The sequence below is a fragment of the Aquabacterium sp. G14 genome (assembly GCF_037482285.1).
Taxonomy (GTDB): domain Bacteria; phylum Pseudomonadota; class Gammaproteobacteria; order Burkholderiales; family Burkholderiaceae_C; genus Aquabacterium.
Genome location: NZ_JBBEYB010000017.1, coordinates 46847 through 72953 on the forward strand (window position 1 = coordinate 46847; position 26107 = coordinate 72953).

Annotated in this window: 26 protein-coding genes; 12 read left to right on the plus strand and 14 right to left on the minus strand. The window is 65.0% G+C overall.

The window, feature by feature from the left end; translation table 11 throughout:
- Positions 1 to 35: 35 nt before the first annotated feature.
- On the minus strand, positions 36 to 1265 hold the full coding sequence (locus WIT60_RS14880; RefSeq protein WP_339584660.1) for an MFS transporter: 1230 nt from the start codon (positions 1263 to 1265) through the stop codon (positions 36 to 38).
- A 175-nt stretch (positions 1266 to 1440) separates the two neighbouring features.
- Here WIT60_RS14880 and WIT60_RS14885 point away from each other — a divergent pair, with 175 nt between their 5' ends.
- Positions 1441 to 2022, plus strand: coding sequence for a hypothetical protein (locus WIT60_RS14885; protein WP_339584661.1), 582 nt, complete (start codon positions 1441 to 1443; stop codon positions 2020 to 2022).
- 40 nt (positions 2023 to 2062) lie between these two features.
- On the opposite strand, the gene WIT60_RS14890 is transcribed toward WIT60_RS14885, so the two are convergent.
- Entirely contained in the window at positions 2063 to 2392 is a 330-nt protein-coding gene (locus WIT60_RS14890; RefSeq protein WP_339584662.1) for a hypothetical protein, read from the minus strand.
- 116 nt (positions 2393 to 2508) lie between these two features.
- Here WIT60_RS14890 and WIT60_RS14895 point away from each other — a divergent pair, with 116 nt between their 5' ends.
- Both WIT60_RS14895 and WIT60_RS14900 read left to right on the plus strand, forming a co-directional pair.
- Positions 2509 to 4830, plus strand: coding sequence for an esterase-like activity of phytase family protein (locus WIT60_RS14895; RefSeq protein ID WP_339584663.1), 2322 nt, complete (start codon positions 2509 to 2511; stop codon positions 4828 to 4830).
- A 187-nt stretch (positions 4831 to 5017) separates the two neighbouring features.
- Positions 5018 to 5476 (plus strand): hypothetical protein, encoded by a 459-nt coding sequence (locus WIT60_RS14900; RefSeq protein ID WP_339584664.1) that lies wholly within the window; start codon positions 5018 to 5020, stop codon positions 5474 to 5476.
- 27 nt (positions 5477 to 5503) lie between these two features.
- On the opposite strand, the gene WIT60_RS14905 is transcribed toward WIT60_RS14900, so the two are convergent.
- From WIT60_RS14905 to WIT60_RS14925, 5 genes are read right to left on the minus strand one after another with little or no spacing between them, the layout of a single operon-like run.
- On the minus strand, positions 5504 to 7156 hold the full coding sequence (locus WIT60_RS14905; RefSeq protein ID WP_339584665.1) for an acetolactate synthase large subunit: 1653 nt from the start codon (positions 7154 to 7156) through the stop codon (positions 5504 to 5506).
- A gap of 27 nt (positions 7157 to 7183) precedes the next feature.
- Entirely contained in the window at positions 7184 to 8071 is an 888-nt protein-coding gene (locus WIT60_RS14910; RefSeq protein ID WP_339584666.1) for a bile acid:sodium symporter family protein, read from the minus strand.
- A gap of 48 nt (positions 8072 to 8119) precedes the next feature.
- The gene (locus WIT60_RS14915; protein WP_339584667.1) at positions 8120 to 9568 is read right to left on the minus strand and encodes a coniferyl aldehyde dehydrogenase; all 1449 of its coding nucleotides are present in this window, start codon (positions 9566 to 9568) and stop codon (positions 8120 to 8122) included.
- 34 nt (positions 9569 to 9602) lie between these two features.
- The gene (locus WIT60_RS14920; RefSeq protein WP_339584668.1) at positions 9603 to 11249 is read right to left on the minus strand and encodes a GMC family oxidoreductase; all 1647 of its coding nucleotides are present in this window, start codon (positions 11247 to 11249) and stop codon (positions 9603 to 9605) included.
- 3 nt (positions 11250 to 11252) lie between these two features.
- Positions 11253 to 12875 carry an FAD-dependent oxidoreductase gene (locus WIT60_RS14925; RefSeq protein WP_339584669.1) on the minus strand — a complete coding sequence of 541 codons (1623 nt, stop codon included), beginning with the start codon at positions 12873 to 12875 and terminating at the stop codon, positions 11253 to 11255.
- Positions 12876 to 12957: 82 nt separating this feature from the next.
- Between WIT60_RS14925 and WIT60_RS14930 the strand changes: the two genes are divergently transcribed.
- The 4 genes from WIT60_RS14930 (at position 12958) to WIT60_RS14945 (ending at position 17370) form a co-directional block, all read left to right on the plus strand.
- Positions 12958 to 14004, plus strand: coding sequence for an AraC family transcriptional regulator (locus WIT60_RS14930; protein ID WP_339584670.1), 1047 nt, complete (start codon positions 12958 to 12960; stop codon positions 14002 to 14004).
- 78 nt (positions 14005 to 14082) lie between these two features.
- Positions 14083 to 15501: a coniferyl aldehyde dehydrogenase gene (locus WIT60_RS14935; protein WP_339584671.1), complete on the plus strand. Its 1419-nt coding sequence runs from the start codon at positions 14083 to 14085 to the stop codon at positions 15499 to 15501.
- Between the two features lie 104 nt (positions 15502 to 15605).
- Positions 15606 to 16112 (plus strand): hypothetical protein, encoded by a 507-nt coding sequence (locus WIT60_RS14940; protein WP_339584672.1) that lies wholly within the window; start codon positions 15606 to 15608, stop codon positions 16110 to 16112.
- A 73-nt stretch (positions 16113 to 16185) separates the two neighbouring features.
- A complete protein-coding gene (locus WIT60_RS14945; RefSeq protein WP_339584673.1) occupies positions 16186 to 17370 on the plus strand; it encodes a pyridoxal phosphate-dependent aminotransferase in 1185 nt (394 codons plus the stop codon).
- On the opposite strand, the gene WIT60_RS14950 is transcribed toward WIT60_RS14945, so the two are convergent.
- Both WIT60_RS14950 and WIT60_RS14955 read right to left on the minus strand, forming a co-directional pair.
- A complete protein-coding gene (locus WIT60_RS14950) occupies positions 17361 to 17693 on the minus strand; it encodes a type II toxin-antitoxin system RelE/ParE family toxin (RefSeq protein ID WP_339584674.1) in 333 nt (110 codons plus the stop codon). The two genes, WIT60_RS14945 and WIT60_RS14950, sit on opposite strands and share 10 nt — an antisense overlap.
- Positions 17690 to 17941 carry a type II toxin-antitoxin system ParD family antitoxin gene (locus WIT60_RS14955; RefSeq protein ID WP_339584675.1) on the minus strand — a complete coding sequence of 84 codons (252 nt, stop codon included), beginning with the start codon at positions 17939 to 17941 and terminating at the stop codon, positions 17690 to 17692. Before WIT60_RS14955 ends, WIT60_RS14950 begins: the two co-directional genes overlap by 4 nt.
- Positions 17942 to 18047: 106 nt before the next feature.
- On the opposite strand from WIT60_RS14955, the gene WIT60_RS14960 reads away from it, so the two are divergent.
- On the plus strand, positions 18048 to 19448 hold the full coding sequence (locus WIT60_RS14960; RefSeq protein WP_339584676.1) for a TAXI family TRAP transporter solute-binding subunit: 1401 nt from the start codon (positions 18048 to 18050) through the stop codon (positions 19446 to 19448).
- 49 nt (positions 19449 to 19497) lie between these two features.
- Here WIT60_RS14960 and WIT60_RS14965 read toward each other — a convergent pair whose 3' ends face one another.
- From WIT60_RS14965 to WIT60_RS14985, 5 genes are all read right to left on the minus strand, one after another.
- Positions 19498 to 20280, minus strand: coding sequence for a HipA domain-containing protein (locus WIT60_RS14965; RefSeq protein ID WP_339584677.1), 783 nt, complete (start codon positions 20278 to 20280; stop codon positions 19498 to 19500).
- Positions 20246 to 20548 carry a helix-turn-helix domain-containing protein gene (locus WIT60_RS14970; RefSeq protein ID WP_339584678.1) on the minus strand — a complete coding sequence of 101 codons (303 nt, stop codon included), beginning with the start codon at positions 20546 to 20548 and terminating at the stop codon, positions 20246 to 20248. Before WIT60_RS14970 ends, WIT60_RS14965 begins: the two co-directional genes overlap by 35 nt.
- 49 nt (positions 20549 to 20597) lie before the next feature.
- The gene (locus WIT60_RS14975) at positions 20598 to 20912 is read right to left on the minus strand and encodes a type II toxin-antitoxin system RelE/ParE family toxin (protein ID WP_339584679.1); all 315 of its coding nucleotides are present in this window, start codon (positions 20910 to 20912) and stop codon (positions 20598 to 20600) included.
- Between the two features lie 2 nt (positions 20913 to 20914).
- Complete coding sequence (locus tag WIT60_RS14980) at positions 20915 to 21211, minus strand: hypothetical protein (RefSeq protein WP_339584680.1); 297 nt, start codon at positions 21209 to 21211, stop codon at positions 20915 to 20917.
- 199 nt (positions 21212 to 21410) lie between these two features.
- Complete coding sequence (locus tag WIT60_RS14985) at positions 21411 to 21536, minus strand: hypothetical protein (protein ID WP_339584681.1); 126 nt, start codon at positions 21534 to 21536, stop codon at positions 21411 to 21413.
- 79 nt (positions 21537 to 21615) lie between these two features.
- On the opposite strand from WIT60_RS14985, the gene WIT60_RS14990 reads away from it, so the two are divergent.
- The 4 genes from WIT60_RS14990 (at position 21616) to WIT60_RS15005 (ending at position 26097) form a co-directional block, all read left to right on the plus strand.
- Complete coding sequence (locus WIT60_RS14990) at positions 21616 to 22230, plus strand: class I SAM-dependent methyltransferase (RefSeq protein WP_339584682.1); 615 nt, start codon at positions 21616 to 21618, stop codon at positions 22228 to 22230.
- Entirely contained in the window at positions 22227 to 23153 is a 927-nt protein-coding gene (locus tag WIT60_RS14995; RefSeq protein WP_339584683.1) for a phosphorothioated DNA-binding restriction endonuclease, read from the plus strand. Before WIT60_RS14990 ends, WIT60_RS14995 begins: the two co-directional genes overlap by 4 nt.
- Before the next feature lie 45 nt (positions 23154 to 23198).
- The gene (locus WIT60_RS15000) at positions 23199 to 25208 is read left to right on the plus strand and encodes a DUF2075 domain-containing protein (RefSeq protein ID WP_339584684.1); all 2010 of its coding nucleotides are present in this window, start codon (positions 23199 to 23201) and stop codon (positions 25206 to 25208) included.
- A gap of 125 nt (positions 25209 to 25333) precedes the next feature.
- Positions 25334 to 26097 (plus strand): IS5 family transposase gene (locus WIT60_RS15005; protein WP_339583436.1). Its coding sequence is split into 2 segments (ribosomal slippage): positions 25334 to 25649 and positions 25649 to 26097, totalling 765 coding nucleotides; the frame shifts between segments, so codons are not numbered across the junction.
- The last annotated feature ends 10 nt before the right edge of the window (positions 26098 to 26107 follow it).

The following is a 26107-nucleotide window of genomic DNA, read 5'->3' on the forward strand; positions in this document are numbered from 1 at the left end:
CGCTGCGGCGCCCCTTTGTGCGTCTGGATGCGCCCTCAGCGCCAGGCCTGCGCCACCCGCGCATGCGTGGGCCGGCGGTCCAGCCAGGCCACCAGGGCCACGCAGCCCAGCGCCGACAACACGGTGCCGATGCCAAAGGCCCAGGCGTAACCCCAGGCATCGCCGATCAGACCGCCCACCACCCCGCCCAGGCTGCCCACCCCCACCACCACACTGGCCAGCAAGGTGAAGTCCGTGCCGGCATGGTCGGGATCGGACGCGTCCATCATCAAGGCGAACAGCGCCACCGTGGCCATCGTGCCGACCACGCCCTCGGCCACCGTGGCCCACCACAGCCAGCCCATGCCGCCCCAGCCCAGCGCGATCGCCAGGTACAGCACAAAGGTCAGCGACTGGCCCAACCCCGTCCACAGCATGGCGGTGCGCCGGTTCACCCGCACCATCAAGAGCCCACCCAGGACCGCCCCCAACAGGCTGGCACCGGAGCCCACGGCGCCCTTCATCAGCGCAATCGTCTCCTTGCTGGCGCCCTGGTCACTGACAAAGGGCGTGATCAGGCTGCTGACCATCTGATCGCCCAGACGAAAGCACACCACCAGCGCGGCACACGCCAGCATGCCCGGCGTCAGAGCCCGGTGCCACCAGCCCAGGGCCAGTTGCCCGAGCGTCGGATGCGGCAGCGCCATGTCGCTCGCCTGTGGATGGGCCGGGCGCGTCGGCTCCTGCATGCGCCACACCGGCCAGGTGCTCAGCGCCAGCAAGGCCGCCATCACGACGAACACCCACCGTCCATCGCTGCGCGCCCACAGCCACAACAGACCCCCCCCCCCCAGAATCATGCCAAGGCGATAAGCCCCCACCTGGATGGCATTGGCCAGGCCTCGTTCACGCGCCGCCAACAGGCGCACGGCCAGGCCATCGGTCACAATGTCCTGCGTGGCAGCCAGCAGGTTGAACACCAGCACGGCCAGCAGCAGGCCCTGGTGGGTGGGGCTCAGGTCCAAGGCGGCCAAGACCAGCGCCGCCACCACCGAGGCCCCTTGCAAACCCAGCAACCAGGTGCGACGCGCGCCGTGATGATCCACCCAGGGCGCCCACAGGAACTTGAGCAACCAGGGCAAAGCCAACACCTGCAAGAGCCCGATGGCCGTGAGCGACCAACCCGCCTCACGCATCAACACCGGCAAGGCCAAGGTGAAAAAGCCAAAGGGCAGCCCCTGGGCGGCGTACAGACTGGACAGCAAGGCAAGGGGGTGGCGTGACATGGGCCCGGGACGAAGATCGCAACCCTGGCATGGTGGCAGATTCTGTGATGCGCGCACGGGCACCCGAAATCCGCCACGATTTCTCGGATTTCGGACATGCGGGGGCTGTGCAAGCCGCGGGCGTGGTGGCAAGCTGAGCAGCATGTAAGCAGGTGTGACGCGTGCAGGAGGTGCCATGAAGCGTTCCTCGACACTCCGCCGACTCGGCTGGGCTTGGGCCGCCACGGTTTGCGTGGGCAGCGCCAGCGCAGCCTGGATGCCCGATGCGCCGGAATCGGACAGCTGGACGGCCTTGCCCCCCTCGCCGGTGACCGCGCTCGTGCATGCGGAAGCCGCCTGCAGCAGCGCCACCCTCGGCGAAGCGGTGCAACTCATCTATGCGCACGATGCGCCCGAACAGGCATGGGCCCTGGCGCAGCGTTGCACCCAGGAAGCGCGCCAACAAGGTCACGCCGTCAAACGCCTGATCGCCGTGCGCATCCAGGCGCTGATCGCCATGCGCTTTCGGGATCTGGAGACCCTGCAGGCCGCCGGCCAAGCCCTGATCGAGCAGCGTGTCTTGCCCGAGTACGTCCCCGATGGTCACATGTGCCTGGCGTTCACCTGTCTGGCCCAGGGCGACACCCAGTGCGCCCGCACCCACCTGACCCAGGCCCGCGCCCAGTTCACCGCCTTGCAGATTCCGCATGCCCTGGACCAGCTGGTGCCTCTGGAGCAGGCCCTGCTGCACATGGAGGCCGCCGACCCCTCACCCTGACAGGACAAGCACCACGGTGTGTGCGCCGTGGGGCCTGGCCTCACAGTGGCTCGTCGCTGTCGGGCATGGGGTAAGAGTCGGCCTTGTAGTTGGGGCCCTTCATCAGCATGACGATGCCGCAACCGATGGCCACCGTCAGCACCAGGGTCCAGTGCAGGATGACCAGGCCGATCATGATGAACTCGAAGCGCATGACGGCGGGATCGCGGGCGCCATTGGGCTGCTCAGGATAGAACAGCCAGGTGGCTCCGGCCAGCACCAGGGGCAGCGCAGTGCCCACGGCCCAGATCCAGGGCAGCTTCTTCCAGATGGCCCACTCCCACCCCGCGGGGGAGCGGATCGAGTGCGGGTCTTTCTTGAGCCAGGACATGCCTTGATTGGGCCACAAAGGGCCAAGCCTGTCGCCAATTGTTCAAGAAACAGTCACGGCATTTTCACGACAGCCACCTACCTTCCGACGGTTTGTTCCACTTTGTGACTGCCGTCGTGAAAAAAACCGCTTCCGCCCTCGCTGCCAGCCTCGCGTTGTCCACCCTTCTGGTCGCCTGCGGAGGGGGCGGTGACGACACCCCGTCCGTCCCCAAGGTGGCCGCCTCGGTCAGCGACGACACCCAGTTCTTCAACCGCGTGGCCACCTTCGCCGTGTGCGCCCAAATCGGCTCCTCGTGCGAAACCCGCGAGGCCACCGCCGCCGAAATCGTGGCAGCCAGCACCGACGGCATGACCCTGATCTACACCAACAGCCCAAAGGACGAAGTGGGCTTCGTGGACATCACCGACCCCTCGGCCCCGCAAGCACTGGGCGCCCTGGCCATGGGTGGCGAACCCACCTCCATCACGGTGCAAGGCAACCACGCGCTGATCGCAGTCAACACCTCCGCCAGCTTCACCGCCCCCTCGGGCAAGCTGGTGGTCGTCGACATCGCCACGCGCACGGTGGTGCATGAGATCGCCCTGGGCGGCCAGCCCGATTCGATCGCCATCAGCAAGGATGGCAAATACGTGGCCGTCGTGATCGAGAACGAGCGCGACGAAGACGCCGGTGACGGGCGCCCCGCCCAACTGCCGGGCGGCAAGCTGGTGATCGTCGACGCGGTCGGCGCCCCGGCCACCTGGAAGACACGTGACGTGGCGCTGGGCAACCTGGCCATGCGCTTCCCCACCGACCCCGAACCCGAATACGTCTCCATCAACGACAACAACGTGGCCGTGGTCACCTTGCAAGAGAACAACCACATCGTGCTCGTGGACCTGGCCACAGGCCAGCTGACCCGCGACTTCAGCGCCGGCACGGTCTCTCTGACCCAGATCGACCTGACCGATGCCCCCCGCCCCAACCAGGTGAGCCTGACCGAAAGCCTGAGCGACCGCCTGCGCGAGCCCGACGGCGTCACCTGGGTCTCTACCACTCAGTTCGTCACCGCCAACGAAGGCGACCTGGACGGCGGCAGCCGTGGCTTCACCCTGTTCAACACCGACGGCAGCGTGGCCTACGACGCGGGCAACACGATGGAGCACCTGATGGCGCGCATCGGCCACACCAACGACAAGCGCTCGGATGCCAAGGGCAACGAGCCCGAGAACGTGGCCAGCGGCCGTTTTGACCGTACCGATTACCTGTTCGTGGCGTCCGAGCGCTCCAGCGTGCTGGCCGTGTACGACCTGAGCCAGGCCAATGCCCCGGCCCTCAAGCAGGTGCTGCCCTCGGCCCAGGCGCCGGAAGGGGTGCTGACCATCCCGTCTCGCAATCTGGTCATCACCGCCAGCGAAGAGACCAACCCCGTCTCGGGCGGCCCGGCCGTGTTCGCCGCCCTCAACATCTACCAGTACCAGAAGGCCCCGGCCCAGTACCCCACCATCGCATCGGTCAACCGCACCGACGGCACCCCGATCCCCTGGTCGGCCCTGTCCGGCCTGGCGGCCGCGCCCACCGGCTCGCTCGTGTACGCGGTGGACGACGCCTTCTTCCGTGGCAACCGCATTTTCGAGATCGACACCAGCGTCAAGCCCGCCAGACTGCAGCGTGAGATCCGCATCACCGACCCGAATGGCCTGATCGCCGGCCTGGCCACCAGCCTGCCGGACACCCCCAGCGGCAGCACCTTCGACGACGCCGACCTGGCCGCCCTGGTCAACAACGCCGACAAGAGCGTCAACATCGATCCCGAAGGCATCGCCATCGCCTCCAGCGGCGGCTTCTGGATTGCCTCGGAAGGCGCGGTCGGCAAAAGCGCCAACCTGATCTTCAAGGTCTCGGCCACCGGGGTCATCGAAGACATCATCCAGTTGCCTGCGGACGTCAATGCCAAGCAGACCAGCAATGGCTACGAAGGCATTGCCGAAGCCGACGGGAAGCTCGTGGTGGCCTTCCAGCGCACCTGGACTGGCGACACGCATCCGCGCATCGGCGTGTACGACCTGGCCACCCAGACCTGGTCCTTCCTGTTCTACCCGCTGGACCTGCCCACCTCGCCCAACGGCGGCTGGGTCGGCTTGTCGGAAATCATGGCGCTGGGCAACAACCGCTTCGCCGTGATCGAGCGTGACAACCAGGCAGGCCCCGATGCCACCGTCAAGAAGATCTACCGCATCGACCTGACCGGCAAGGCCGACGGCAGCGTGCTGAGCAAGACCCTGGTGCGCGACCTGCTGCCCGACCTGCGCGCCACCAAGGGCCATGTGCTGGAGAAAATCGAAGGCCTGGCCCGCCTGGCCAATGGCGACGTCTACATCGTCAACGACAACGACGGCGTGGACCTGGGCAGTGGTGAAACCCAGCTGATCAAGCTGGGCAAGATCTTCAACTGACCCTGCTCAACGCCTCCACACCATGCGCCCGGCCCGTCCGGGCGCTTTTCATTGGCGCGTCAGCCGGCACACACATCCAAGACAAACATTTCGACTTTATCTTCAAATTCACAAAATAATTTCTGATTTTCTCGATGCGTTGAAATTCGTATGCTGGGGCTCCGTGTGATCTTCAATGGAGTTTTCCATGCGCAGCTACCGTCGCAACAGCCCCGAATCCGCCGCCCGCATCGTGAGCATGATCCTGCTGGCTGACTGCCATGTCAGCCGCGATGAGATGGAGGCCCTCAAGCACCATGACATCCCCCACCGCCTCGACCTGAGCCATCCGCACTTCATGCTGGTGACGCAGCAGTTGTGCGATGACCTGCGCACCTTCTCCGAGATCCCCTGGCAAGGTGCGCAGGCCCTGCCCACCGCCAGCTGGCACGCCATGCTCGACGAAATCGACGACAGCGGCCTGCGGCTGATCCTGCTTGATCTGTGTGCCACCCTGGTCGAGTGTGACCATCACATTGCCGTGGACGAGCAGACCCTGGTTCACAGCATGGCCGACCACTGGCACCTGCCGCGCCCGGTGTGGCGGCATCGGGCGCGGCCTCAACCCAGCACGGCGAAAAGCACGCCTGCGCTGGTCATGTGCTGAACCAGCGTCAGGGCTCGAACGCCATGGTCAAGGCGCCACCTTGCGCTTGATCGCCTGCGCCAGCGGCTGCGGCAGACTGCCCAGGGCGTTGAGCACGTGCGGCAGCACCTTGAGCTTCAGCCCGGTGTAGGCATTGGGCACCACCGCCTCGATCAGGTGCGGTCCTGGCGTGCGCAGCGCGTTCTCCAGCGCACGGTTGAACTCTTCGGCCGTGGTGGCGCGCACCGCCTGCACGCCCATGCCCTGGGCCAGTTGGACGAAATCCAGGCCGGGGTTGCCAATGTCCAGCTGCGAGCGGGCCTTGTCGCCCTTGCCGGTGGCACCCACCCGCTGCAACTCCATGTTCAAGATGGCGTAGGACTTGTTGTTGAAGATGATGCTCGTGACGTTGAGCTGCTCGCGAGCCATCGTCCACAAGGCCTGAACCGTGTACATGGCCGAGCCGTCACCGGACAAAGCCAGCACCGGGCGATCTGGACAGGCAATGGCCGCCCCCACCGCATTGGGCAAACCCTGGCCAATGGCCCCGCCCGTCAAGGTGATCACATCGTGACGGGGCGCGCCACGCGTGAAGCTGGGCAGCTTCACACCCGAGGTCTGGGCCTCGTCCACAATGACCGCCCGCTCAGGCAGCAGGGCCCCGATGGCCTGGCACACCTTCTCCGCGCTCAGTTCGCCACTGGGCAGCTCGGGGCGCTGGGGCGCTTGCAGTTCGGGCGTGGCGGCTTGTGCACCCAGCTGCGCCACCAGCTTCTCCAGACTGCCCAGGGCATCTTGCTCGAAGGTGGCCAAATGGTGCACCGTGCAGCCCTCGGGCACCAGATCGCTGGCCTTGCCGGGGTAGGCGAAGAAGGACACGGGCGACTTGGCGTCCACCAGCACCAGGTGCTTCAAACCGGCCAACTGGGTCGAAGCCAACTCGGCCAGGTAGGCAATGCGCTCGACATGCGGCAGGCCCGCACCGCGCTCGATGCGGGTAGGGAACACCTCGGCGTAAAGCTTGGCCCCGGATTTCGCGGCAATGCGGGCGGCCGCCATCAGAGCGGGCTCGCGCAAGGCACGCGCGCCCAGCAACAGCGCGGTCTTGCCACCGCCTTGCAGGGCCTGCGCAATGGCCGCCACCACCGCATCATCGGCCACTGGCGGGACCGTCAGTGTTGGCATGGGGGCCGGCACGCCGCCCTCGCTCCACGACACATCGGCCGGCAGGATCAAGGTGGCCACCTGGCCGGGTGGGCCCATCGAGGCTGCCACCGCCTCCACCGCGTCCTGACACAGCGCCGCGGTGCTCTGCGAGGTGCGCACCCACTTCGATACATTGCGCGCCACCGTCTCGATGTCGGACTGCAACTGTGCGTCGTACTGAACATGGTGGGTCGCATGGTCGCCCACGATGTTGACGACCGGCACACGCCCCTTGCGGGCGTTGTGCAAGTTGGCCAGGCCATTGCCCAGGCCGCAGCCCAGGTGCAGCAGCGTGGCGGCCGGCTTGTCCGCCATGCGCGCATAGCCATCGGCCGCGCCGGTGGCCACGCCCTCGAACAGCGTCAGCACAGCGCGCATGCGGGGCTCGTGATCCAAGGCGGCCACGAAGTGCATCTCCGAGGTGCCGGGATTGCTGAAACACACGTCCACCCCGGCATCGGCCAGGGTCTTCATCAAAGCTTGCGCACCATTCATGGTGTTCTCCTCGTTGTCGGTCTGATGTCAGTGCGGGGGCTGCGCCACAGCGGGCGCCCCCATGAAGCGGCGCATGGTGAACGCGAACAGCAAACCGCCCGCATACATCAGCACACCATACAGGGCACCGGGAATGGCCATGGCATCGTCCTGCAGCACCGTGCTGGCAATCACCAGCGCCAAGGCGGCGTTCTGCACCGCTGTCTCGATGCCCAGCGTGATCGACTGGCTGCGCGAGAGGCGGGCCAACCAGGCCACGGTAAAACCCACCCCCAGCATGGTGAGGTTCAGCACCAGCGCAAGGGGGGCGAGTTTGGCGAAGTTGTCACCCAGCAAGCCCCAGTTCTTGACCACGGCCAGCACCACGATCAGCACAAACAGCACGGTGGCGATGCGTGTGGCGCGCGGCTCAAACCGCAGGGCCCACGCCGTCCAGCGGTGGCGGGCCACCATGCCCAAGCTCACCGGCAGGCCCAGCACCAGCGCCACCTGCCCCATCATCAGGCCCACCGGCACGTTCACCGCCCGCTCGGCGGCCATGAAGTGCGCCAGGGCCCACGTCACCACCACCGGCAGCGTGAAGATCGTCAACACGCTGGCCACCGCCGTGAAACTCAGCGCCAGTGCCACATCGCCGCGCGCCAGGTAGGTCAGCAAGTTCGAGGTGGAGCCGGTCGGGCAGGCCGCCAAAATCATGAACCCGACGGCAAACGCGCCGGTCACGCCCATGGCGGTGATCATCAGGTAGCACACCAGCGGCAGCAGCACGAAGTGGCAAAAGGCCCCCACCAGCAAGGCCCGAGGCTGCTCAAGGATGCGCTGAAAGTCGCGCACCGTCAGGCCCAGCCCCAGAGAGAACATGATGAAAGCCAGGATCAGGGGTAGCAAAACGCCGGAAACAATGTCACCTTGCATGGGTACTCCTTGGATGTTGGGGTGCGCTCTTGGATGTGCCCGCAGCGCTCAGCGGTTGCGCCACAGCATGACGCTCAGCATCTTGCTGGCCAGTCCGCCATACGGTGGCTGCAAAAAGTCCACCGTGCGCAGCAGCCCTTGCTGAAACACCGGGCGCAGCTTGGAGAAGGTCAGGAAGCCCTCGCGCCCGTGGTAATGCCCCATGCCGCTCGCGCCCACGCCGCCAAAGGGCAGGCTGTGCTGCCCGGCGTGCAGCAGCGTGTCGTTGAGCGTGACGCCGCCCGACAGTGTCTGGCTGAGGTAATAGTCTTGCAGGCTGCGCTCGTGGCTGAACAAGTACAGCGCCAGCGGGTTGGGCCGATCGTTGATGTACTGCACCACGTCTTCCTTTTGCCGATAGGTGCGAATCGGCAGCAAGGGGCCGAAAATCTCGCGCTGCATGACCTGCATGCCGTCGTGGACGTTCAAGAGCGCGATGGGCGCCATGATGCGCCTCGCTGGGTCGCCGGTGTGCCCCGGCATCAACGGCACGGCCTGCGCGCCTTGCGCCATCGCATCGGCCAGCATGGCCTGCAAGCGCTCATACTGGCGCTGGTCGATGATGGCGGTGTAGTCGCCGTTCAGCAGATCGGGATAGCGCTGCGCGAGGATTTTTTGCGCGTGGCTGATGAAGGCCCGCTCCTGGCCTTCAGGCACAAACAGGTAATCGACGTTGGTGCAAATCTGCCCGGCGTTGAGCATCTTGACCCACATGATGCGTTCGGCGGCGGTGTCCAGGGGGTAATCAGGCGCGACGATGGCGGGCGACTTGCCACCCAGCTCCAGCGTGACAGGCGTGAGGTTGGCGGCGCAATTGGCCATCACGGCCTTGCCTGTTTGCGGTGAGCCAGTGAAGAACAGGTGGTTGAACGGCAACTGCGTGAACAGCGGCCCCACGCTCTGGCCATCCGCGCCCGCATCCTGAAACAGGCTCACCTTGTCTGCCGCGAAGTAGCGCGGCAGCAGGCTTTGTAGCAGGCGCGCGAGGTGGGCGGAGTTCTCCGACATCTTCACCATCACGCGGTTGCCTGCGGCCAGTGCGGCAATCATGGGCTGCACCGCCATGCCGATGGGAAAGTTCCAGGGCACGACGATGCCGATCACGCCCAGGGGCTGGGGCATCACGTAAGCACTGGCCAGCGGATACTGGGTGATGTCGAGCGCGCGCCTTTGCCTTTTCATCCAGCTCGGCAGGTGTTTGATGGCGTCCAGCGCCGCTTCCTGGCCTTGCAGCAACTCGGTCATCAGGGTCTCGAAGCGGCTGCGGCAGCCGAAGTCCTGATTCACCGCGTCGACCAGGGCGTCGCGGTTTTCCAGCAGCAGGCGGTGCAGCGCGCGCAGGTCTTGGCGGCGCTCTTGCAGGCTGGGGCAGCGTGCGTTCTGAAAGGCGGCGCGCTGCGCGCTGAAGCAGTCGCGCAGGGCTTGGGGGATGTGATCAGGCAAGGGTGTGTGGCTCATTGCGGGGCTTTCGGTGCGGCATGCGTGGGTGCCATCATGACCAGTCCTCTTGCAGCATGGCCGCGCCTTTTTCGCCCACCATGTAGCTGGGCGCAGTGGTGTTGCCACCGGGAATGGTGGGGAAGATGGAGCTGTCGATCACGCGCAGCCCCTGCAGACCGTGTACGCACAATCGGGCATCGACCACGCTCGTGGCCGCATCCGGCCCCATGCGGCAACTGCTGGTGGGGTGGTAGTTGGTGCCCGCCACGTTGCGGCAGAACTGGGCATAGTCCTCATCGGTGCGGCAGTGCGCGGTGCGCAGGTCGGCCTTGACGCGACTCTTGAACGTGGGCGTGTCATACACCTGAAGCACGCGCCGCACACCCGCCACCATGGTGGCCAAATCATCGGGGTGCGAAAAATAGCGGTAGTCGATGGCGGGTGCATCCTCCCAGCGCGGACTGGCAATCTGCACGCTGCCCCGGCTCTTGGGGTGCAGCAGCAGCACATGGGTGGACATGCCATGCTTGGCGTAAACGTCGCGCCCGTGGTCCATGGCCAGGGCGACGACGAACTCGTACTGGATCTCGGGCAGGGGCGAATCCTGGTCCAAACGCATGAAGCCCGTGACTTCGGCAAAGTTGGTCGTGAGCATGCCACGGCGCTCTCGGCGCCAGCGGCGAATGGCACGCCACAGGTTCAGCGCCCCGGTGGGCGAGATACCGAGCAGGTGGGGATCGCCTGGAATGTGGTGCCCCAGGATCACGTCCACATGGTCTTGCAGGTGCTGCCCCACGGCAGGCAGGTGCGCCACCACAGGAATGCCCATGCGCTGCAACAAAGCGCCATCGCCCACGCCCGAGAGCTGCAAGAGCTTGGCCGAGAGCAGGCCGCCACTGGAGACGATGACCTCTTTGCGCGCACGGATCTCGCGCTTGGTGCCGTCCTGCACCACCTCCACGCCCACGGCGCGCCGCCCCTCGAACAGGATGCGCGTGACCGGGCTGTCGCACTGCAGTGCCAGGTTGGGACGCACGCCCAGGTGCGGCAGGATATAGGCGTGGCCCGCATGGTGGCGCTCGCCGTTTTTCATCATCACCTGCGTGGGACGAAAGCCTTCTTGCGTCGCACCGTTCAGATCGGGGTTGTAGGGCCAGCCCGCCTCCTGACAGGCCTGGCGCAGCGTGGCGTGCCAGGGGTTGTCCGTGCGCAGCTCCTCCACCCACACCGGCCCACCCTGGCCGTGATAAGGGTCACCAGGGCTCTTGAAGGTCTGGTTGTTCTCGCTTTTCTTGAAGTAGGGCAGCACATCGCTCCAGCTCCAGCCGGGGTTGCCTGCCTGGGCCCAGGCGTCGTAGTCGTGCGGGTGGCCGCGCAGGTACATCAGCGTGTTCAGCGTGGTGCCGCCGCCCAGACCACGCCCCAGCGGGTTGTAGGAAATGCGGCCATTGAGGCCTGGGTCTGGCAGACTGTCAAAACCCCAGTTGTAGGCGCTGGGCCTCGTGCCGTAGATCACGGGGGTCAGTGCAGCATTGCTGCCCAGCACACCCTTGCGCAGCCCTGGACCGGCCTCCAGCAGCAGCACCTGATGGTGCGGGTCTTCCGACAGGCGCGATGCCACGGCGCAGCCCGCTGGGCCAGATCCGATGACGATGAAGTCGGGCTCCATGTGTGGGGTGTTCTGTTGCTGTCTTTCCATGACTCAACCCGCAGTGATGTGCCGCGCCGCAGCACGCGCCGTCAAGATGCAGCCGGGCAAAAACGTGCCCTCCAGCGAGCGCTTGCCATTGGCCCCGCCGCCGCCAAAGCCAGCGGCCTCTCCCACACAGTACAGACCGGACACGGGCTGGCCCTGACCATCGAGCACCCGGCTGTACAAATCGGTCTGCAGGCCACCCAGGCTCTTGCGCGTGATCAGTTGCATGTGGATGGCGATGAACGGCCCCGCCCCCTTCATCTGCAACGGCGCCGGCGCGCAGGTGCGCAGCTTGTCCGATCCCCATTGGCGCGCATGCTGCACCCGGCGCAGCTGGTCATCGTTGTGCAGCTTGCTGCCGTGGGCAAAGTTGGCATCAAAGGCGTCGGCGGTGGCCTGCAACACGGCGGGGTTCACGTCCTGCTTGCCGTACAAAGTCTGGGTCAAGGCGTTCATCTTTTGAGCCAGCCCCTGCAGCGTGTCATCGACCAGAAAGTGCGAACTCTCCTGCTGCATCTGGCGCAACAGGCGGTCGTTGCCAGTCAGCATCTCGAATACAAAGCGAATGAACTGCTTATCGCGGATGCGCGGGTTGTGCTCGGCCCCTGAGATGGCGAACTCTTTGGCGCCAATGCGCCAATTCAACAACTGCCAGGTGTACGGCTTGGGCTGAGTCGCCACGCGCTGGCACAGATCGTGGGTGTCAAAGCCCGTCACCAGCGGCTCCGGCCCGATGCGCCGCCCGGTGTGGTCCAGCCACAGCGCCGACTTGCACGGGATCAGCGACAGGCCATGCCCGTCGAAATGCGGCTGCGGGTGCGGGATGCCGGCGGCGTAGTTCCACATCTCGCCCGCGTGTGTGATCTGCCCGCCCATGGCATCGGCCACCAGGTGATGCAGCTTGCCATCGGCAAAGGGATGCGCCCCGTTGAGCATGGTGGCAGGCCGTGGGCGATGCGCGGGCCAGTTCGCCACCGTCTCAGCATGTGAGCCATTGATGCCGCCCATGGCCAGCACCACCACCGGCGCTTGCACGCGCACCTCGGCCCCGGTGGCTTCGTTCACCATCACCGCGCCTGACAAGGCCCCGCCGGTGCGCTCCAGATTCGTCACGCGGTGGCGGCTCAGCACCTGCAAACGCCCGCCCGGGTCAGCGCCCTTCATGGCGGCGATCATGCAGCGCGTCAGCTCGCGCGAGGTGCCCCACACCACGTGGTAACGCGGCACGCTGTTGCCCTCACCGAAGCGCCCCCGTTCCACCCAGTTCACCGCCGGCATGAACTTCAGCCCATGCGCCCGCAGCCAGTCGTACACCTGGGCGCGCGAGTGCTGCACGTAATACTCGGCCCAGCGCCGGGGCCACACATCGGCCTCACCCAACTCGCCAAAACGCAACCAGTCCTGTAGGGCGCGCTCGGGCGTGTCGGCAATCTTCATGCGCGCCTGCAGGGGGGTGCCCACCAGGGCCATGCCGCCAAAGGCCCACAGCGCCAGCCCGCCCAGGCGCTCAGGCGTGTCGCGGTCCACCAGGGTCACATGCTGGCCTGCGCGCAGGCATTCCAGGGCCGTGACGATGCCCGCCAGGCCGCCGCCCACCACCAGCACATCCGAACGCCTCTCTACCGCCATGCACCGCTCTCCTCTTGTCACACCGTGAACGCCACCTTATCGATTTATGATCCCCAACAATTGACTTCACAGGACACGCAAATTGATTTTGCAGGCCACCGTGTCGATGAGCTGGGTGCAGACCGTGCTGGGCGAAGCGCGCCGGCAGGGCCTGGACGACGCCACGGTACTGGCGGCCGCCGACATCCGGCAAGACGAGTTAACACGGGAGCGGTGGCCGATTGACCACATCACCCGGCTGTGGCGAACGGCGGCGCGGCTGTCGAACGACCCCGGCTTCGGGCTCAAGGCCGGCACACGGGTGGGCCCGGCCAGCCTCAATGTGGTGAGCTTCATCCTGCAATCCGCCGCCACCCTGCGCCAGGCACTCGGCGTGATCCAGAAGTACCAGAGCCTGATCTCCGACGGCGGCCGTTTTCAGATCCTGCCCGGTGCCGAGGCCAGCTGGCTGGTCTACCACCCGCGACAGGGCGACCTGGCGTTCAGCCCCCACCAGATCGAGGCCGTGCTGGCCGCCGTGGTCAGCGCCACCCGCTGGATCACCCACCGGCCCATCGCGCCCCGCCAGGTGTGCTTCAGCCACGAGCAGGTGGGGCCCCTGGCCGGCTACCGACGGGTGTTCGCCGCCCCCGTCTCCTTCAGCCAGGCCTACAGCGGCCTGTTGCTCGACAACACCCTGCTGGACCAGCCCCTGCCGCAGGCCCAAACCCATGCCCAGCTCGCCCAGGTGCACGAGCAGTACGCTACCGCGCAGTTGCAGCACCTGGCCCAGGGCCAACGCCTCGACCAGACCCTCGCCAGCTGGATCAGCAGCCGCATGGGGCCGACCCCGCCCACCCGGGCCGAGGCGGCCCAGGCCCTGGGCCTGAGCGAGCGCACCCTGGCCCGACGCCTGCACAGCCTGCACACCACCTACGCCGACCTGCTCGACGCCGCACGCCGCGACCTGGCCCTGCAGCAGCTGGGCGAACCCGACCGCAGCCTGCGCGACATCGCCCACGGGCTGGGCTTTGCCGAACTCAGCCCCTTTTACCGGGCGTTTCAGCGCTGGACCGGGACCACACCCGCACAGTGGCGGCGTCAGGCTGGCGCCCCTGTGCTGAATCCGGACACGGCCTGCGGGCATTGACCCGTTTCGCACACGGCGCAACAGGGTGTGTTAAACCTGTGTCACAAAACCTTCCTACACACCCCTGGAGACATGACCTTGAGCACCCCTGTCACCGCCACGAACCTGGCCGCCACCGTCGCCGCCATGAAGCGCGCCCACATCCAGGACGGCCCTGCCAGCGCCGAACTCCGCCAGGACCGCCTCAGCCGCGCCATGACGCTGCTGAGCACCCACCACCGTGAGCTGGTGGCCGCCGTCAACGCCGACTTCGGCCACCGCAGCGCCTATCAGACCCTGGCCGCCGACATCATGTCCTCCCTGGGTGCACTGCGCCACGCCCGCGAACACCTCACGCAATGGATGCAGCCCGAAGAGCAGCCCGCCCCCGCGCCCGGCATGCAGGCCCGCATCCAGTACCAGCCCCTGGGCGTGGTCGGCATCATCAGCCCCTGGAACTTCCCCATCAACCTGGCCTTCAGCCCGCTGGCCGGGGTGCTGGCCGCCGGCAACCGCGCGCTCATCAAACCCTCCGAGCTGACCCCGCGCACCGCCGAACTGCTGGCCGAGCTCTTCGGCCGCTACTTCGACCCGATGGAGATCGGCACCGTGCTGGGCGACGCCAGCGTGGGCGCCGCCTTCAGTGGCCAGGCCTTTGACCACCTCATCTTCACCGGTGGCACCAACGTGGGGCGCCAGGTCATGCGCGCCGCGGCCGAGAACCTCGTCCCGGTCACCCTGGAGCTGGGCGGCAAGTCGCCCGTGCTGGTCGACACCGACGCCGACATCCAGACCACCGCCGAGCGCGTGCTCACAGTCAAGACCTTCAACGCCGGCCAGATTTGCATCGCGCCGGACTACGTGATGCTGCCCGCCAGCGCCCAAGACGACTTCGTCACCCACGCCCGCGCCTTCGTGTCGCGCGTGTTCCCCACGCTGCACGCCAACCCCGACTACACCGCCATCATCAGCGAGCGCCACTTCCAGCGTCTGCAAGCCCTGCTGGACGACGCCCGTGCCCAAGGCGCCACCGTGGTCGAGCTGCAACCTGCCGGCGAGCCCTTGGCCGATGCCGCGACCCGCAAAATGGCGCCCACCCTGGTGCTGGGCGCCACCGACACCATGCGCGTGATGCAGGAAGAAATCTTCGGCCCCATCCTGCCGATCCAGACCTACGCCCAGCCCGACGAGGCCCTGGCCTACATCAACGACCACCCCCGCCCGCTGGCCGCCTATTACTTCGGCCAGGACCCGGCACGCCAGCAACGCTTCGCCGACCTCACCACCTCGGGCGCCCTGGTGGTCAACGACGTCATGACACACGCCTCCATTGAGAGCGTGCCCTTTGGCGGCGTCGGCCCCTCGGGCACCGGCGCGTACCACGGCATTCACGGCTTCCGTCGCTTCAGCCACGCCAAGGCCGTGGTCGTGCAAAGCCCGGGTGGGGAATACAACCTGCGCCTGCGCGCCCCGTACGCCGCCGCCCAGGCCCACATCGAAAAAATGCTGGGAGGGTGAAAAGCTCACACGGCTGTCACACACGCCCGCCCAAACTGGCCCAATTTCTGCATGATGCAAACAAGCGGCCTGATCCCTCAGGCGCTTTTCAAGGAGGATGACGCATGAACACCCATTTCGGCAACATCTCTTCAGACAGCGATCAATGGGTCGCACCGGCCCGGCTGTACGTGGGCCACTGGCGCCACCCCATGCACGCGCATGGGGAGCCGGTGCTCTGCCAGGTCGTGATCGATGCCGCCGAGTCCCGCCTGGTGGCCGCGCAAGTGGCCGAGCACGGCGTGGCGCGTGAGGCCGACCGCCGCATGCTCCACACGCTGGACAAGGTGTTGCGCGCCCAGGACGTGTACGACCAGCCCAGCGCCTGGGGCTTCACCCCCTGCACCATGCTGCCGGTCTGGGCCCGCCCCAGCTTCAGCGAAAGCCAGATCGAAGAGCTTGAACGCATCCAGGGCTACCTCATCGAGGCCTCGGACGACACCGTGGACACCGTGCTGCAGCTGCGCGATGCCTTCCTCAAGGGCATAGGCGTGACCGAGCGGCACATGTGCCGCGCCGTGCGGGAAGGCGGGCGCTACCTGCCCAAGCACGGGCGTTCAGGCGTCAACTGAGGCCCCCACCAGCCCACTCCCTGCCCACCCGGCGGCGTGGCAGGGAGAGGTGCCCGATGGCACACTCCCTGCCATGAAGGTCTCACAACGCGCCCAGTCGATCGCCCCGTTCCTGGCCATGGAGTTCGGCAAACACGCTGCCGAACTCGAAGCTGCCGGCCACCGTGTCATCAAGCTCAACCTCGGTGAGCCTGATTTCGGGGCACCGCCTGCGGTGCTGACCGCACTGCAAGACGCCGCCGCCCAAGCCGCCTTGCCCTACACCGGCGCCCTCGGCTTGCCCGCGCTGCGCGAAGCCATCGCCGGCTTCTACCAGTCCATGCACGGCGTCCACGTCGCGCCCGAGCGCATCGTGGTCACGGCAGGTGCCTCGGCCGCGCTGCTGCTTGTCACCGCCGCCCTCGTTGACCCCGGTGACGAGGTGCTGGTGGGCGATCCGTCCTACCCCTGCAACCGCCAGTTCCTCAGCGGCTTTGGCGCCAACGTGCGCCTGGTGCCCACCGACGCCGCCTCGCGCTTTCAGCTGGACCTGGGTGCGGTGCAACGCCACTGGTCGGCGCGCACCCAGGGCCTGATGCTGGCCACGCCGTCCAACCCCACCGGCACCTCGGTGCCCGCGTCCGAACTGGCCGCCATCTGCGACTGGGCAAAACGCCACGATGCCTGGCGCATCATCGACGAGATCTACCTCAACCTCAGCGACGCCGACGCCCAGGGACACCCCGCACAAACCGTGCTGGCCATCGACCCCGACGCCATTGTCATCAACAGCTTCTCGAAATACTTCGGCATGACCGGCTGGCGCCTGGGCTGGGCCGTGGTGCCCGAGGTCATGGTGCCGGTGATGGAGCGCCTGGCGCAGAACTACTTCATCTGCGCCTCCACGCCCGCGCAGCTGGCGGCCCTGGCCTGCTTCACGCCCGAATCCCTGGCCGTGTGCGAAGCCCGGCGCGCCGAATTTGCTGCCCGCCGCGCCCTGGTCCTGCAAGGTCTGGCCCACGCGGGCCTGAGCGTGCCCGTGCAGCCCGATGGCGCGTTCTATGTTTACATCGACGTCAGCCATACCGGGTTGGACTCGATGCAGTTCTGCCAGCGCGCCCTGCAAGAGGCCCACGTCGCGCTGACACCGGGCCACGACTTCGGACCCAGCAGCGGTGGCGCACACGTGCGTCTGTCGTATGCCGCCTCACGCGAGGACCTGCAGGAAGGGCTGGCGCGCCTGGCCAGCTTTGTCAGAAAACTGACCGATCAACCCTGAAGGCCCACGGCCAACATGCCCGCGGGCACGTCGCGCTGCGCCTGCAGCACACGCCACACCGCAACATGGTCGGGCAGGTCCACATAGAAAACCAGGTAGGGGTAGCGGGTCAAAGGCCAAGCGCGCAAACCCGGCAAACCCAGCTCATGCCCCCAACGGGGCGAACCGATGCCTGGTTGTTGGCCAATGAGTGCGTAAGCCTGCTCCAGCGCATCAATGAAGCCCAGGGCCACATCCACGGGCGCCTCGTTCACATAGTGGGCCAAAGCCTCATCCACATCGCGATTGGCCAGTTCACGCGGGATGACCGCCTTGCCTTTCACTCGGCCCGGCCCTTCGCGCCACCTTTGCGCACACGGCTGCGCAGATCGTCAAAGTACGACGCCGTGACCGGCTCGGCTGCCACCGAGGCAGCGCCTGCCAGAAGCAAACCCCGCAACTGCTGCCGGTCACGATCCTGACGAATCAACTCGCGCACATACTCGCTGCTGGTGCCATAGCCACGCTCGCTGACCTGCTCGTCCACGTAGGACTTCAGCGCGTCGGGCAAAGAAATGTTCATGGTGCTCATGATGAGCTGCAGAATAGAAGGCTTGGCAATTTTTGGCAAGATCTGCTTGCGGCGAATCGCCCGCACAATCACCGCAAAAAATGCGGTGAATAGAGCCTTCCCCGCCATGTCAGCCCTTCACACCTCCGTCGCCCGCCAAGTGAAACAAACCCTGCACCTGTGGCTGCAGTCCCTGCGGGACATGCTCGCGTCGGCCGGCCCGGTGGCCGTGCTGGCTTTTGCGCTGGTGGCGGGCGCCTACTGGTGGCTCGACCCGCAGCCGCCGCGCACCGTCACCTTGGCCACCGGCCCCGCCGGCAGTGCCTATGCCGCCTTCGGCCAACGCTACGCCCAGGCGCTCGCGCGTGAAGGCATCCAGGTCAAGCTGCTCACCACCGAAGGCACCGTCGGCAACCTGCAAGCCCTGCGTGAAGGCCGTGCCGACGTCGCCTTCGTGCGTGGCGGCAGTGTGGACATGGCCCAAGACGCTGACATGGGCATCATGTCGCTGGGCGCGCTGTTCTACGAGCCCGTCTGGCTGTTCTACCGGCCCACTGCCTTGCAGCCCCCACACAAGCCCGGCCAACCCAAGGCGACCGAAGTGCCCCGCCTGCACGCCCTGAGCCAATTGCGCGGCCTGCGCCTCAACGTGGACCAGGACGGCAGCGGCGTGCCCGACCTCATGCGCCGCCTGCTCGATGCCAACGGCCTGTCGCTCGACGCCCTCACGACCCGCCACCTCCCCCCGCACGACGCGGCCGAGGCCCTGCGTGCCGGCAAGCTCGATGCCCTCGTGCTCGTCACCGCGCCCGAGTCCCCGGTGGTGCAGCGCCTGCTGCGCGAGCCCGGCATCGCCCTGGCCGAGCTGCCCCATGGCGATGCGCTGTCACGGCGCTTCCCCTTCCTGCAAACGGTGGACCTGCCCCGCGGCATGGTGGACCTGGCTCGCGACCTGCCGCCCCAGGACATCGACCTGATGGCGGCCACCACCGCCTTGCTCACCCAGGAAGACACCCATCCCGCTCTGCGCCAGCTGTTCGCGCAGGCCGCCCAGCAGATCCACGGTGGAGCAGGGTGGTTCAACGGCGCCCGCGACTTCCCCAACACCCGCACCAGCGAACTGCCCGTCAGCCCTGAGGGCGACCGCGCCATCAACGGCACGCCGCCCTTCTGGCAACGCTACCTGCCGTTCTGGGCCAGCAATCTGCTGGAGCGCATGTGGCTGGTCATCGGCGGTTTGATCGTGCTGCTGCTGCCGCTGTCCCGCGTCGTGCCCCCGCTCTACACCTACCGCGTGCGCCAACGCGTGTTCCGCTGGTACGCCCGCCTGCGCGAGGTGGAAACGCGCATGGACGAAGGCGATGCCGACTCCACCGCCTTGCTCAACGAACTGGACGAACTCGACCGCGTGGCCAGCCAGATCACCGTGCCGCTGGCCCATGCGGATGAGTTGTATGCCTTGCGCAGCAACATTGAGAAGACGCGGCGGAGGTTGTTGGCGCGCAAGGGTCGTGCGCCACAGCCTTGACAACAGTCATGACACCCGGCAACACCAGCCCCCTCTAGGCCGACAGCACTCAGCGTCTGTTGGACCTGCGTCGCGTTCGGGCCTGCTTCGCCGCCTCCACGGCCATGGCCAGGTCATCTGGTCTGGACTCGATTTCAGACGCCAGCCGAAACGACCATCGCACCGATTCGACCACCTCATCGTGCACACCCGGCAGCGGTGCCAGCGCCTCGCGCATGAGGGGCTCCCATTGGCTCGCTACGGTTTGTGCTGCCGATGACAGCCACGCTGCGGCCGCCTCCACCTCAAGCCCGAAGTGCGCAGCCACGCCCAGAAAGCGGCCGAGCCCTGTCTCGCCGTGGCCATCCAGCCCTGTGGCCATGGAAAGACTGGGGCGATCACCATGGCGCACGGTGAACATCGGCGTGATGTCAAAGGCCGGTGACAAGCGCCACCCGTGTCCATCATGAAGCAAGCCATGGTTGCGGGGGTGATCGTCAATATTGCCAACCAGTGCATTGAAGACCATGCGCCTCCAAAGCTCTGGCGTCTCCCCTGCACCCCACCGCCTCATCGCATCCGCCAAGTGCAGATACGAGCGCCGTGGATCACCGCGAACGGCCGAGGGTGCCAGCTGCAGCACAGCATGCGCGCTGGCAAAGAGCCGACGTTGTGGGCAAGCCGGATCGCCGTCTCGGTCGAACCGCTCGATCATGAACACCTGGTGGGCGCCGTGCGTGCGCAACGCGATCTTTGGCACCGTGAGCCCGACGCTGCCCGCCAGCGACATGGCCACGAACTCACGCGCGGGCCATGCGTCAGTCCTTTGCGCCCGCCAGCGCGCTGCGGGCATACGCTGCGATCTCGGGGTCGCTCTGGAGTGAGAACAGCTCGTCCGCCTGCGCGAGCAAACCCATGGCGTCGAGCACCTTCAGGACGTTGCCAAAGGCAATGCCATCGAAGCCCCCCTCAATGGAGGCCACCGTGCTGATGCCAACGCATGCCAGCTGCGCCAACTCGGCCTGGGTCATCTGCCTCGCCTTGCGGGCCACCTTCACGCGCTCACCCAGGCGCAACAGCGCATGCTGGATGAGAACCGGGACGGGCTGCTTGCGTGGCATCGTTGTCATATGAATGAATAGTAGGTCTAAATCATTCCTTTGACAACGATCAGCTTGAACCCGTCAATGCAGCAATTCTTGAGCTGACCGACCGATGAGTGTCATGGTCACCCACATTGATCGGGATGACCTGTTGATCGCGAATGAGCAACTCCAGCGTGATGCGATACGACAGGTTGATCGACACCGAATGCAACCCCGCCAACCGTCCTGACAAAGCATGTAAGCGCAGCGAAGGATGGTGAGGATTGGCCTCCAGCAGGGCCAGGGTTTTGGCGTACTGGGCTTTCAACTCGGGGTGACGTTTCAGAAAACGGAGCGCACGGCGCATGTAATCGTCGGTGAAGACGAGCTGATAAGGCATGTTCAAGCCTTGCGGCGGGGAGCTTGGTGAGACGCGCCTGCAACCAGCATGGCGTCCAGACGTGCGACATGAGCCTGGGCTGACTCCGCTACAAAACGACCAGCCGCCACATCGGCCTGGCTCTGCGCCAGGGCAGCATCCAGCTCACACTCGCGCAAGTAGTGGTAATGCTCCATGTCCATCACCACGAAGCGATCCTTGCCCCGCACCGAAATGATGACCTCGGGCTGCTCGGCCAAGGCCGCAGCGATGGCCGCTACACCGCCCGTCTTGAGATCATTGGCACTGAGGTGAGACATATCTGACCCTCTATCTGTCGCTAGGAAAGAGTCAGATTATCCGCCCCATCAATCACACCGTCAATCGTACGGTTGATCGCTTTATGAATGCCACGCCCAACCGCCTCTCCAACGCCACCACCACCGCATCGGCGGTGTGGCCTGCAGCGCACGCCCACTCCAGGCCACCGCAGGCTTCGCGGCAGAGCCGATCTCATGCTCATGCGCTTTCACGATCTGGGGGGCCGTGCAGTGCATCGCCGAACAGCTTCACGACCTGGGCATCGAGCTGGCCTGGGCGCTTGACGGCACTGCCAAGGATCTTTCCGGTTTTTTTTGAAGACACTCACCGTCTCCAACTCCTTGCCGACTCACACATCGCACCACACAGCCAAGCCCCAAAAAAGGGCACACACAATACTGGCATGAACACGCCCAGCAGCCCAGTGAGCCTCGGCTACTACACCCACCACGCCGAGGCCTACGCCCAAGCCACCCGCGCGGTGGACATGACCCCGCTGTACGCACGCTTCCTGCCGCATGTGCGTGCGGGTGGACTCATTCTGGATGCGGGCTGTGGCTCAGGACGTGATGCGCTGGCCTTTCTGCAACGCGGCTATGCGGTAGAAGCCTTTGACGCCAGTCCTGAGTTCGCGCAACTGGCTTCGCAGCACGCTGGCATCCCCGTCAAGGTGATGCGCTTTCAGGACTTGGACGACACCGCACGTTTCGATGCCATCTGGGCCTGCGCCAGCCTCTTGCATGTGCCAGCCCGCGAACAGCCTGATGTGTGGCGGAAGCTCTGGCAGACGCTCAAAACCGGTGGCGTGGTGTACGCCAGCTACAAACTGGGGCAAGCAGAGCGCGTGGATGAGTCGGGCAGGGCTTTCACGGACGCCAATCAGGACCGGTTGTCCGAATGGCTGAACCCACTGCAAGGTATCGTACGTGTGGAGACCTGGCTGACCACCGACCAGCGACCTGGCCAGACCCAAACGTGGTTGAATGCCTTGGTACACCGACACCTCGTTGAGCGATGACACTCCACAGCCAGGACGTCCTGAAAGCCTTTGACCGCATCCGCGTGTTTCAGCGCGGTGAACAACGTGCCGTTCACAAGCCACTGTTGATCCTGCTGGCCCTGGCCCGCATCGCTCAGGATGCCCCACGCATGGTCACCTTCGAAGACATCGAAGGTCCCTTCAAGAGCCTGCTGGCCGAGTTCGGCCCCAGCAGCGCACCCAACTCCCGACACTATCCCTTCTGGCATCTGGCCACCGATGGCGTCTGGGAACTCGACGGCCCGGCCGACTTCCTCAACCGCCCCGCAGGCGCCACGCCCAACCTCACCGACCTGCGCAAGCTGCACATCGCTGGAGGCTTCGCGCCCGAGGTGGACGCCGCCCTGCGACGCGACCCGGCCTTGCGCGCCCAACTGGCCCACCAACTGCTGGACGCTCACTTCCCCGAAACGCTGCACGGCGACATCCTGTCAGCCATTGGGCTGGACCTGAGCGCACCACGCACAGGGGAATCCACCGACAGCGATCGACAGTCTGCACGCCGTGACCCACGGTTCCGCGAGCGCGTGCTGCGCGCCTACGAGTACCGCTGCTGCGTGTGCGGCTTCGACCTGCGCATCGGCAACATCACGGCAGGCCTGGAGGCCGCGCACATCAAGTGGTTCCAGGCCAAGGGGCCTGACATCGAAGCTAACGGCCTGGCGCTGTGCGCCCTGCATCACAAGGTGTTCGATCTGGGTGCCTTCACCATCCTGCCCGACACGTACAGCATGGTGTTCAGCCAGCATGCCGTGTCAGGCGAGGCATCACGCAAGATGCTGCTGGGCTTTCATGGTGCCGGGATCATCCTGCCGCAAAGCAAGGACTACTACCCGAGGGCTGAGTTCTTGCATTGGCATGAAAAAGAAGTGTTCAAGAAGCCAGGAAGGCCGCAGACCTGATTGAGCCAGCCAGCATGACAAGAACAAACAAAAACAGGATGGAAGATGCAGCAGCCTCTCGATAGCATTCGCGCGATCCGACGCTGGATGTACAGCGCACCTTTGCGCGACTTTTTGGCACAAGACGCTGATGCCATTCTCGGGGCCTTGCTGCGGACTTCGGAAGGTGATGTCGAACTCACTCAACGCAACGCCTGGACTCAGCAAATACAAGTATTGAAGTCCTTGGCCCTGCCAGCTGAGTTGATTGCCGACGGCCGCATCTACTTTGAGTTGACCGTCCCACGGCTGGGTCGTCGGGCGGATGTCGTGCTGCTGACCGGCCCCCTCATGGTCATTTTGGAGTTCAAAGTTGGGGAATCCCACTTTGATCGATCGGCCATCAATCAGGTCTGGGATTACGCACTCGACTTCAAATACTTCCACGAATCGAGTCACCACATCCATGTCTTGCCGGTGTTGATCGCAACCGAGGCATCGCCTCGGGCGTACAACCTTGAGCAAACCATCCATAACGATGGCCTTTACCTGCCCGTCTGCGCAGCCACCAGCCAACTTGCATCGCTGCTCATCGATGCCATCACCACCACTACGGCAACACGGATTGATGTTCAGCGATGGGAGCAGGGCCGCTACATGCCGACCCCAACCATTGTGGAAGCAGCCCGTGCCCTCTACGCGGGGCACAGGGTTGAAGACGTCTCACGCAATGATGCTGGTGCACAAAATCTGGCTGAGACCACGCACGCCATAGATCAGATCATTGACGAAGCACGTCAACGTGGGCAAAAGTGCATCTGCTTTGTCACAGGCGTGCCGGGAGCGGGCAAAACATTGGTTGGGTTGAATGTCGCGAACCGCCACCTCGATGCCGACAGCGATACATACAGCGTCTTCTTGTCGGGTAACGGTCCGCTGGTGGCCGTTTTAAGAGAAGCATTGATACGCGATAGGGTTGAGCGTGCAGCCAGTGAAGGCACCCGCATTCTCAAGAGTGAAGCCAAGAAAGAGGTTGAGGCCTTCATCCAAAACGTTCACCACTTTCGCGACGAATACCTCCGCGATCACGGCGCTCCGCCTGAGCATGTGGTGCTTTTTGATGAAGCCCAACGTGCGTGGGATCTGGCGCAGACCAGTGCCTTCATGCAACGCAAGAAGGGGCAGGTTGGTTTCAACCAGTCAGAGCCCGAGTTCTTGATTTCCTGTCTGGATCGGCATGACAACTGGGCCGTGATTGTGTGCCTCGTTGGCAGCGGCCAAGAGATCAACACGGGTGAAGGCGGCATCGACGAATGGCTCACCGCCCTGCTGCGTAGATTCCCATCATGGAAGGTGCACTTGTCACCGCAGTTGATCGACGAGCAACCCAGCGACGCCTTGAGGGCCATCCTTGATAAATCAGACACTGTGCAGAACACGTCACTGCATCTGGCCACGTCCATGCGCTCGTTCCGTGCCGAGTCCTTGAGTCGCTTCGTCAAGGAGGTGCTGAATTTCGAGATCGCATCTGCACGGCAAACCCTCTCGGGGCTTCAACACAAATATCCGATTGTGCTCACACGTGATCTGCACCGGGCGAAGCGGTGGCTGAAGCAACAGGCTCGTGGCACCGAGCGATATGGCATCGTCGTGTCCTCACAGGCCGAGCGATTGAAGCCTCACGCCATTGACGTGCGCGTGAAAACCGATCCCGTGAAGTGGTTCCTGGATGGCAACGAGGACACCCGATCGTCTTTCTACTTGGAGGATGTGGCCACCGAATTCCAGGTTCAGGGGCTTGAGTTGGACTGGGCTTGTGTGGTGTGGGATGGTGACTTGCGTGTTCATGGCGACGCATGGTCGCATCACCAATTCCGAGGCTCTCGATGGAACCGGATCAACAAGGTGGAACGCAAGCGTTACCTTGAAAACGCATACCGCGTCCTTTTGACCCGCGCCCGACAAGGCATGGTTCTGGTGGTTCCAGAGGGTGATACGGAGGATCCAACACGGTCGGAGAGTTTCTATGATCCGACCTATTCGTATCTCCGCTCGCTGGGCATTCCCGAACTCTGAGCCTCGAAGAGGTCTGAGCATGGGGGGATTTCAGCAATCCCCCCATGCTCAGAGCCAAATCCCCCCCAGCTAGGGCGTGTTAACACTAATGGCGACGGCGACGATTGCGCCAGAAAATCTCCGACATGGAGATCACGCCCGAACAATTCGCTACCATCGAACACTGCCTGCCCAGGCAGCGTGGCAACGTCAGCCTGAGCAATCTGCAGGTGGTCAATGCGATCCTTTATGTGGCCGAACATGGTTGCAAGTGGCGCGGACTGCCCAAACGCTTCGGCAACTGGCACACGATTTACACGCGCATGAATCGCTGGACCAAAGCTGGCGTCCTGGATCGCATGTTCGAGGAGTTGCAGCGTGCGCAAGTCGTGCGTATCAGGATCGAAGCCGTCTCGCTGGACTCCACAAGCATCAAGGTCCATCCCGACGGCACGGGGGCACTAAAAAAAACGGCCCACAAGCCATCGGAAAGTCCCGAGGCGGATGGAACACCAAGATTCATATGGTTGCCGCGGATGCTCGAACGGCCGTAACGTTTTGCCTCTCGCCTGGGCAGGCACACGACGCACCCGAAGGCCGGCGCCTGCTCAGCAGTCTTGGGCCCGCCAGCAGGCCGGTGCATTTGTTGATGGACCGCGCCTACGAAGGCAACGAGACACGGCAGCTGGCACTGGATCTGGGTTTCATTCCGGTGGTGCCACCAATGAAGACGCGGAACGAACCGTGGGACTACGACCGCGAGATGTACAAGCGCCGCAATGAGGTGGAGCGGTTGTTCCGTCGACTCAAAGGCTATCGCCGTATCTTCTCGCGGTTCGAGAAACTCGACCTCATGTTCCTGGGCTTCATCAGCTTCGTGCTCGTCGCTGATGGACTTCGGATGTGTTAACAGGCCCTAG

Coding starts and splice junctions, on each gene's coding strand:
- WIT60_RS14880 (WP_339584660.1), bottom strand. CDS start 1,265: ATGTCACGCCACCCCCTTGCCTTGCTGTCCAGTCTGTACGCCGCCCAG.
- WIT60_RS14885 (WP_339584661.1), top strand. CDS start 1,441: ATGAAGCGTTCCTCGACACTCCGCCGACTCGGCTGGGCTTGGGCCGCC.
- WIT60_RS14890 (WP_339584662.1), bottom strand. CDS start 2,392: ATGTCCTGGCTCAAGAAAGACCCGCACTCGATCCGCTCCCCCGCGGGG.
- WIT60_RS14900 (WP_339584664.1), top strand. CDS start 5,018: ATGCGCAGCTACCGTCGCAACAGCCCCGAATCCGCCGCCCGCATCGTG.
- WIT60_RS14905 (WP_339584665.1), bottom strand. CDS start 7,156: ATGAATGGTGCGCAAGCTTTGATGAAGACCCTGGCCGATGCCGGGGTG.
- WIT60_RS14910 (WP_339584666.1), bottom strand. CDS start 8,071: ATGCAAGGTGACATTGTTTCCGGCGTTTTGCTACCCCTGATCCTGGCT.
- WIT60_RS14915 (WP_339584667.1), bottom strand. CDS start 9,568: ATGAGCCACACACCCTTGCCTGATCACATCCCCCAAGCCCTGCGCGAC.
- WIT60_RS14920 (WP_339584668.1), bottom strand. CDS start 11,249: ATGGAAAGACAGCAACAGAACACCCCACACATGGAGCCCGACTTCATC.
- WIT60_RS14925 (WP_339584669.1), bottom strand. CDS start 12,875: ATGGCGGTAGAGAGGCGTTCGGATGTGCTGGTGGTGGGCGGCGGCCTG.
- WIT60_RS14940 (WP_339584672.1), top strand. CDS start 15,606: ATGAACACCCATTTCGGCAACATCTCTTCAGACAGCGATCAATGGGTC.
- WIT60_RS14945 (WP_339584673.1), top strand. CDS start 16,186: ATGAAGGTCTCACAACGCGCCCAGTCGATCGCCCCGTTCCTGGCCATG.
- WIT60_RS14955 (WP_339584675.1), bottom strand. CDS start 17,941: ATGAGCACCATGAACATTTCTTTGCCCGACGCGCTGAAGTCCTACGTG.
- WIT60_RS14960 (WP_339584676.1), top strand. CDS start 18,048: ATGTCAGCCCTTCACACCTCCGTCGCCCGCCAAGTGAAACAAACCCTG.
- WIT60_RS14965 (WP_339584677.1), bottom strand. CDS start 20,280: ATGCCCGCAGCGCGCTGGCGGGCGCAAAGGACTGACGCATGGCCCGCG.
- WIT60_RS14970 (WP_339584678.1), bottom strand. CDS start 20,548: ATGCCACGCAAGCAGCCCGTCCCGGTTCTCATCCAGCATGCGCTGTTG.
- WIT60_RS14975 (WP_339584679.1), bottom strand. CDS start 20,912: ATGCCTTATCAGCTCGTCTTCACCGACGATTACATGCGCCGTGCGCTC.
- WIT60_RS14980 (WP_339584680.1), bottom strand. CDS start 21,211: ATGTCTCACCTCAGTGCCAATGATCTCAAGACGGGCGGTGTAGCGGCC.
- WIT60_RS14990 (WP_339584682.1), top strand. CDS start 21,616: ATGAACACGCCCAGCAGCCCAGTGAGCCTCGGCTACTACACCCACCAC.
- WIT60_RS14995 (WP_339584683.1), top strand. CDS start 22,227: ATGACACTCCACAGCCAGGACGTCCTGAAAGCCTTTGACCGCATCCGC.
- WIT60_RS15000 (WP_339584684.1), top strand. CDS start 23,199: ATGCAGCAGCCTCTCGATAGCATTCGCGCGATCCGACGCTGGATGTAC.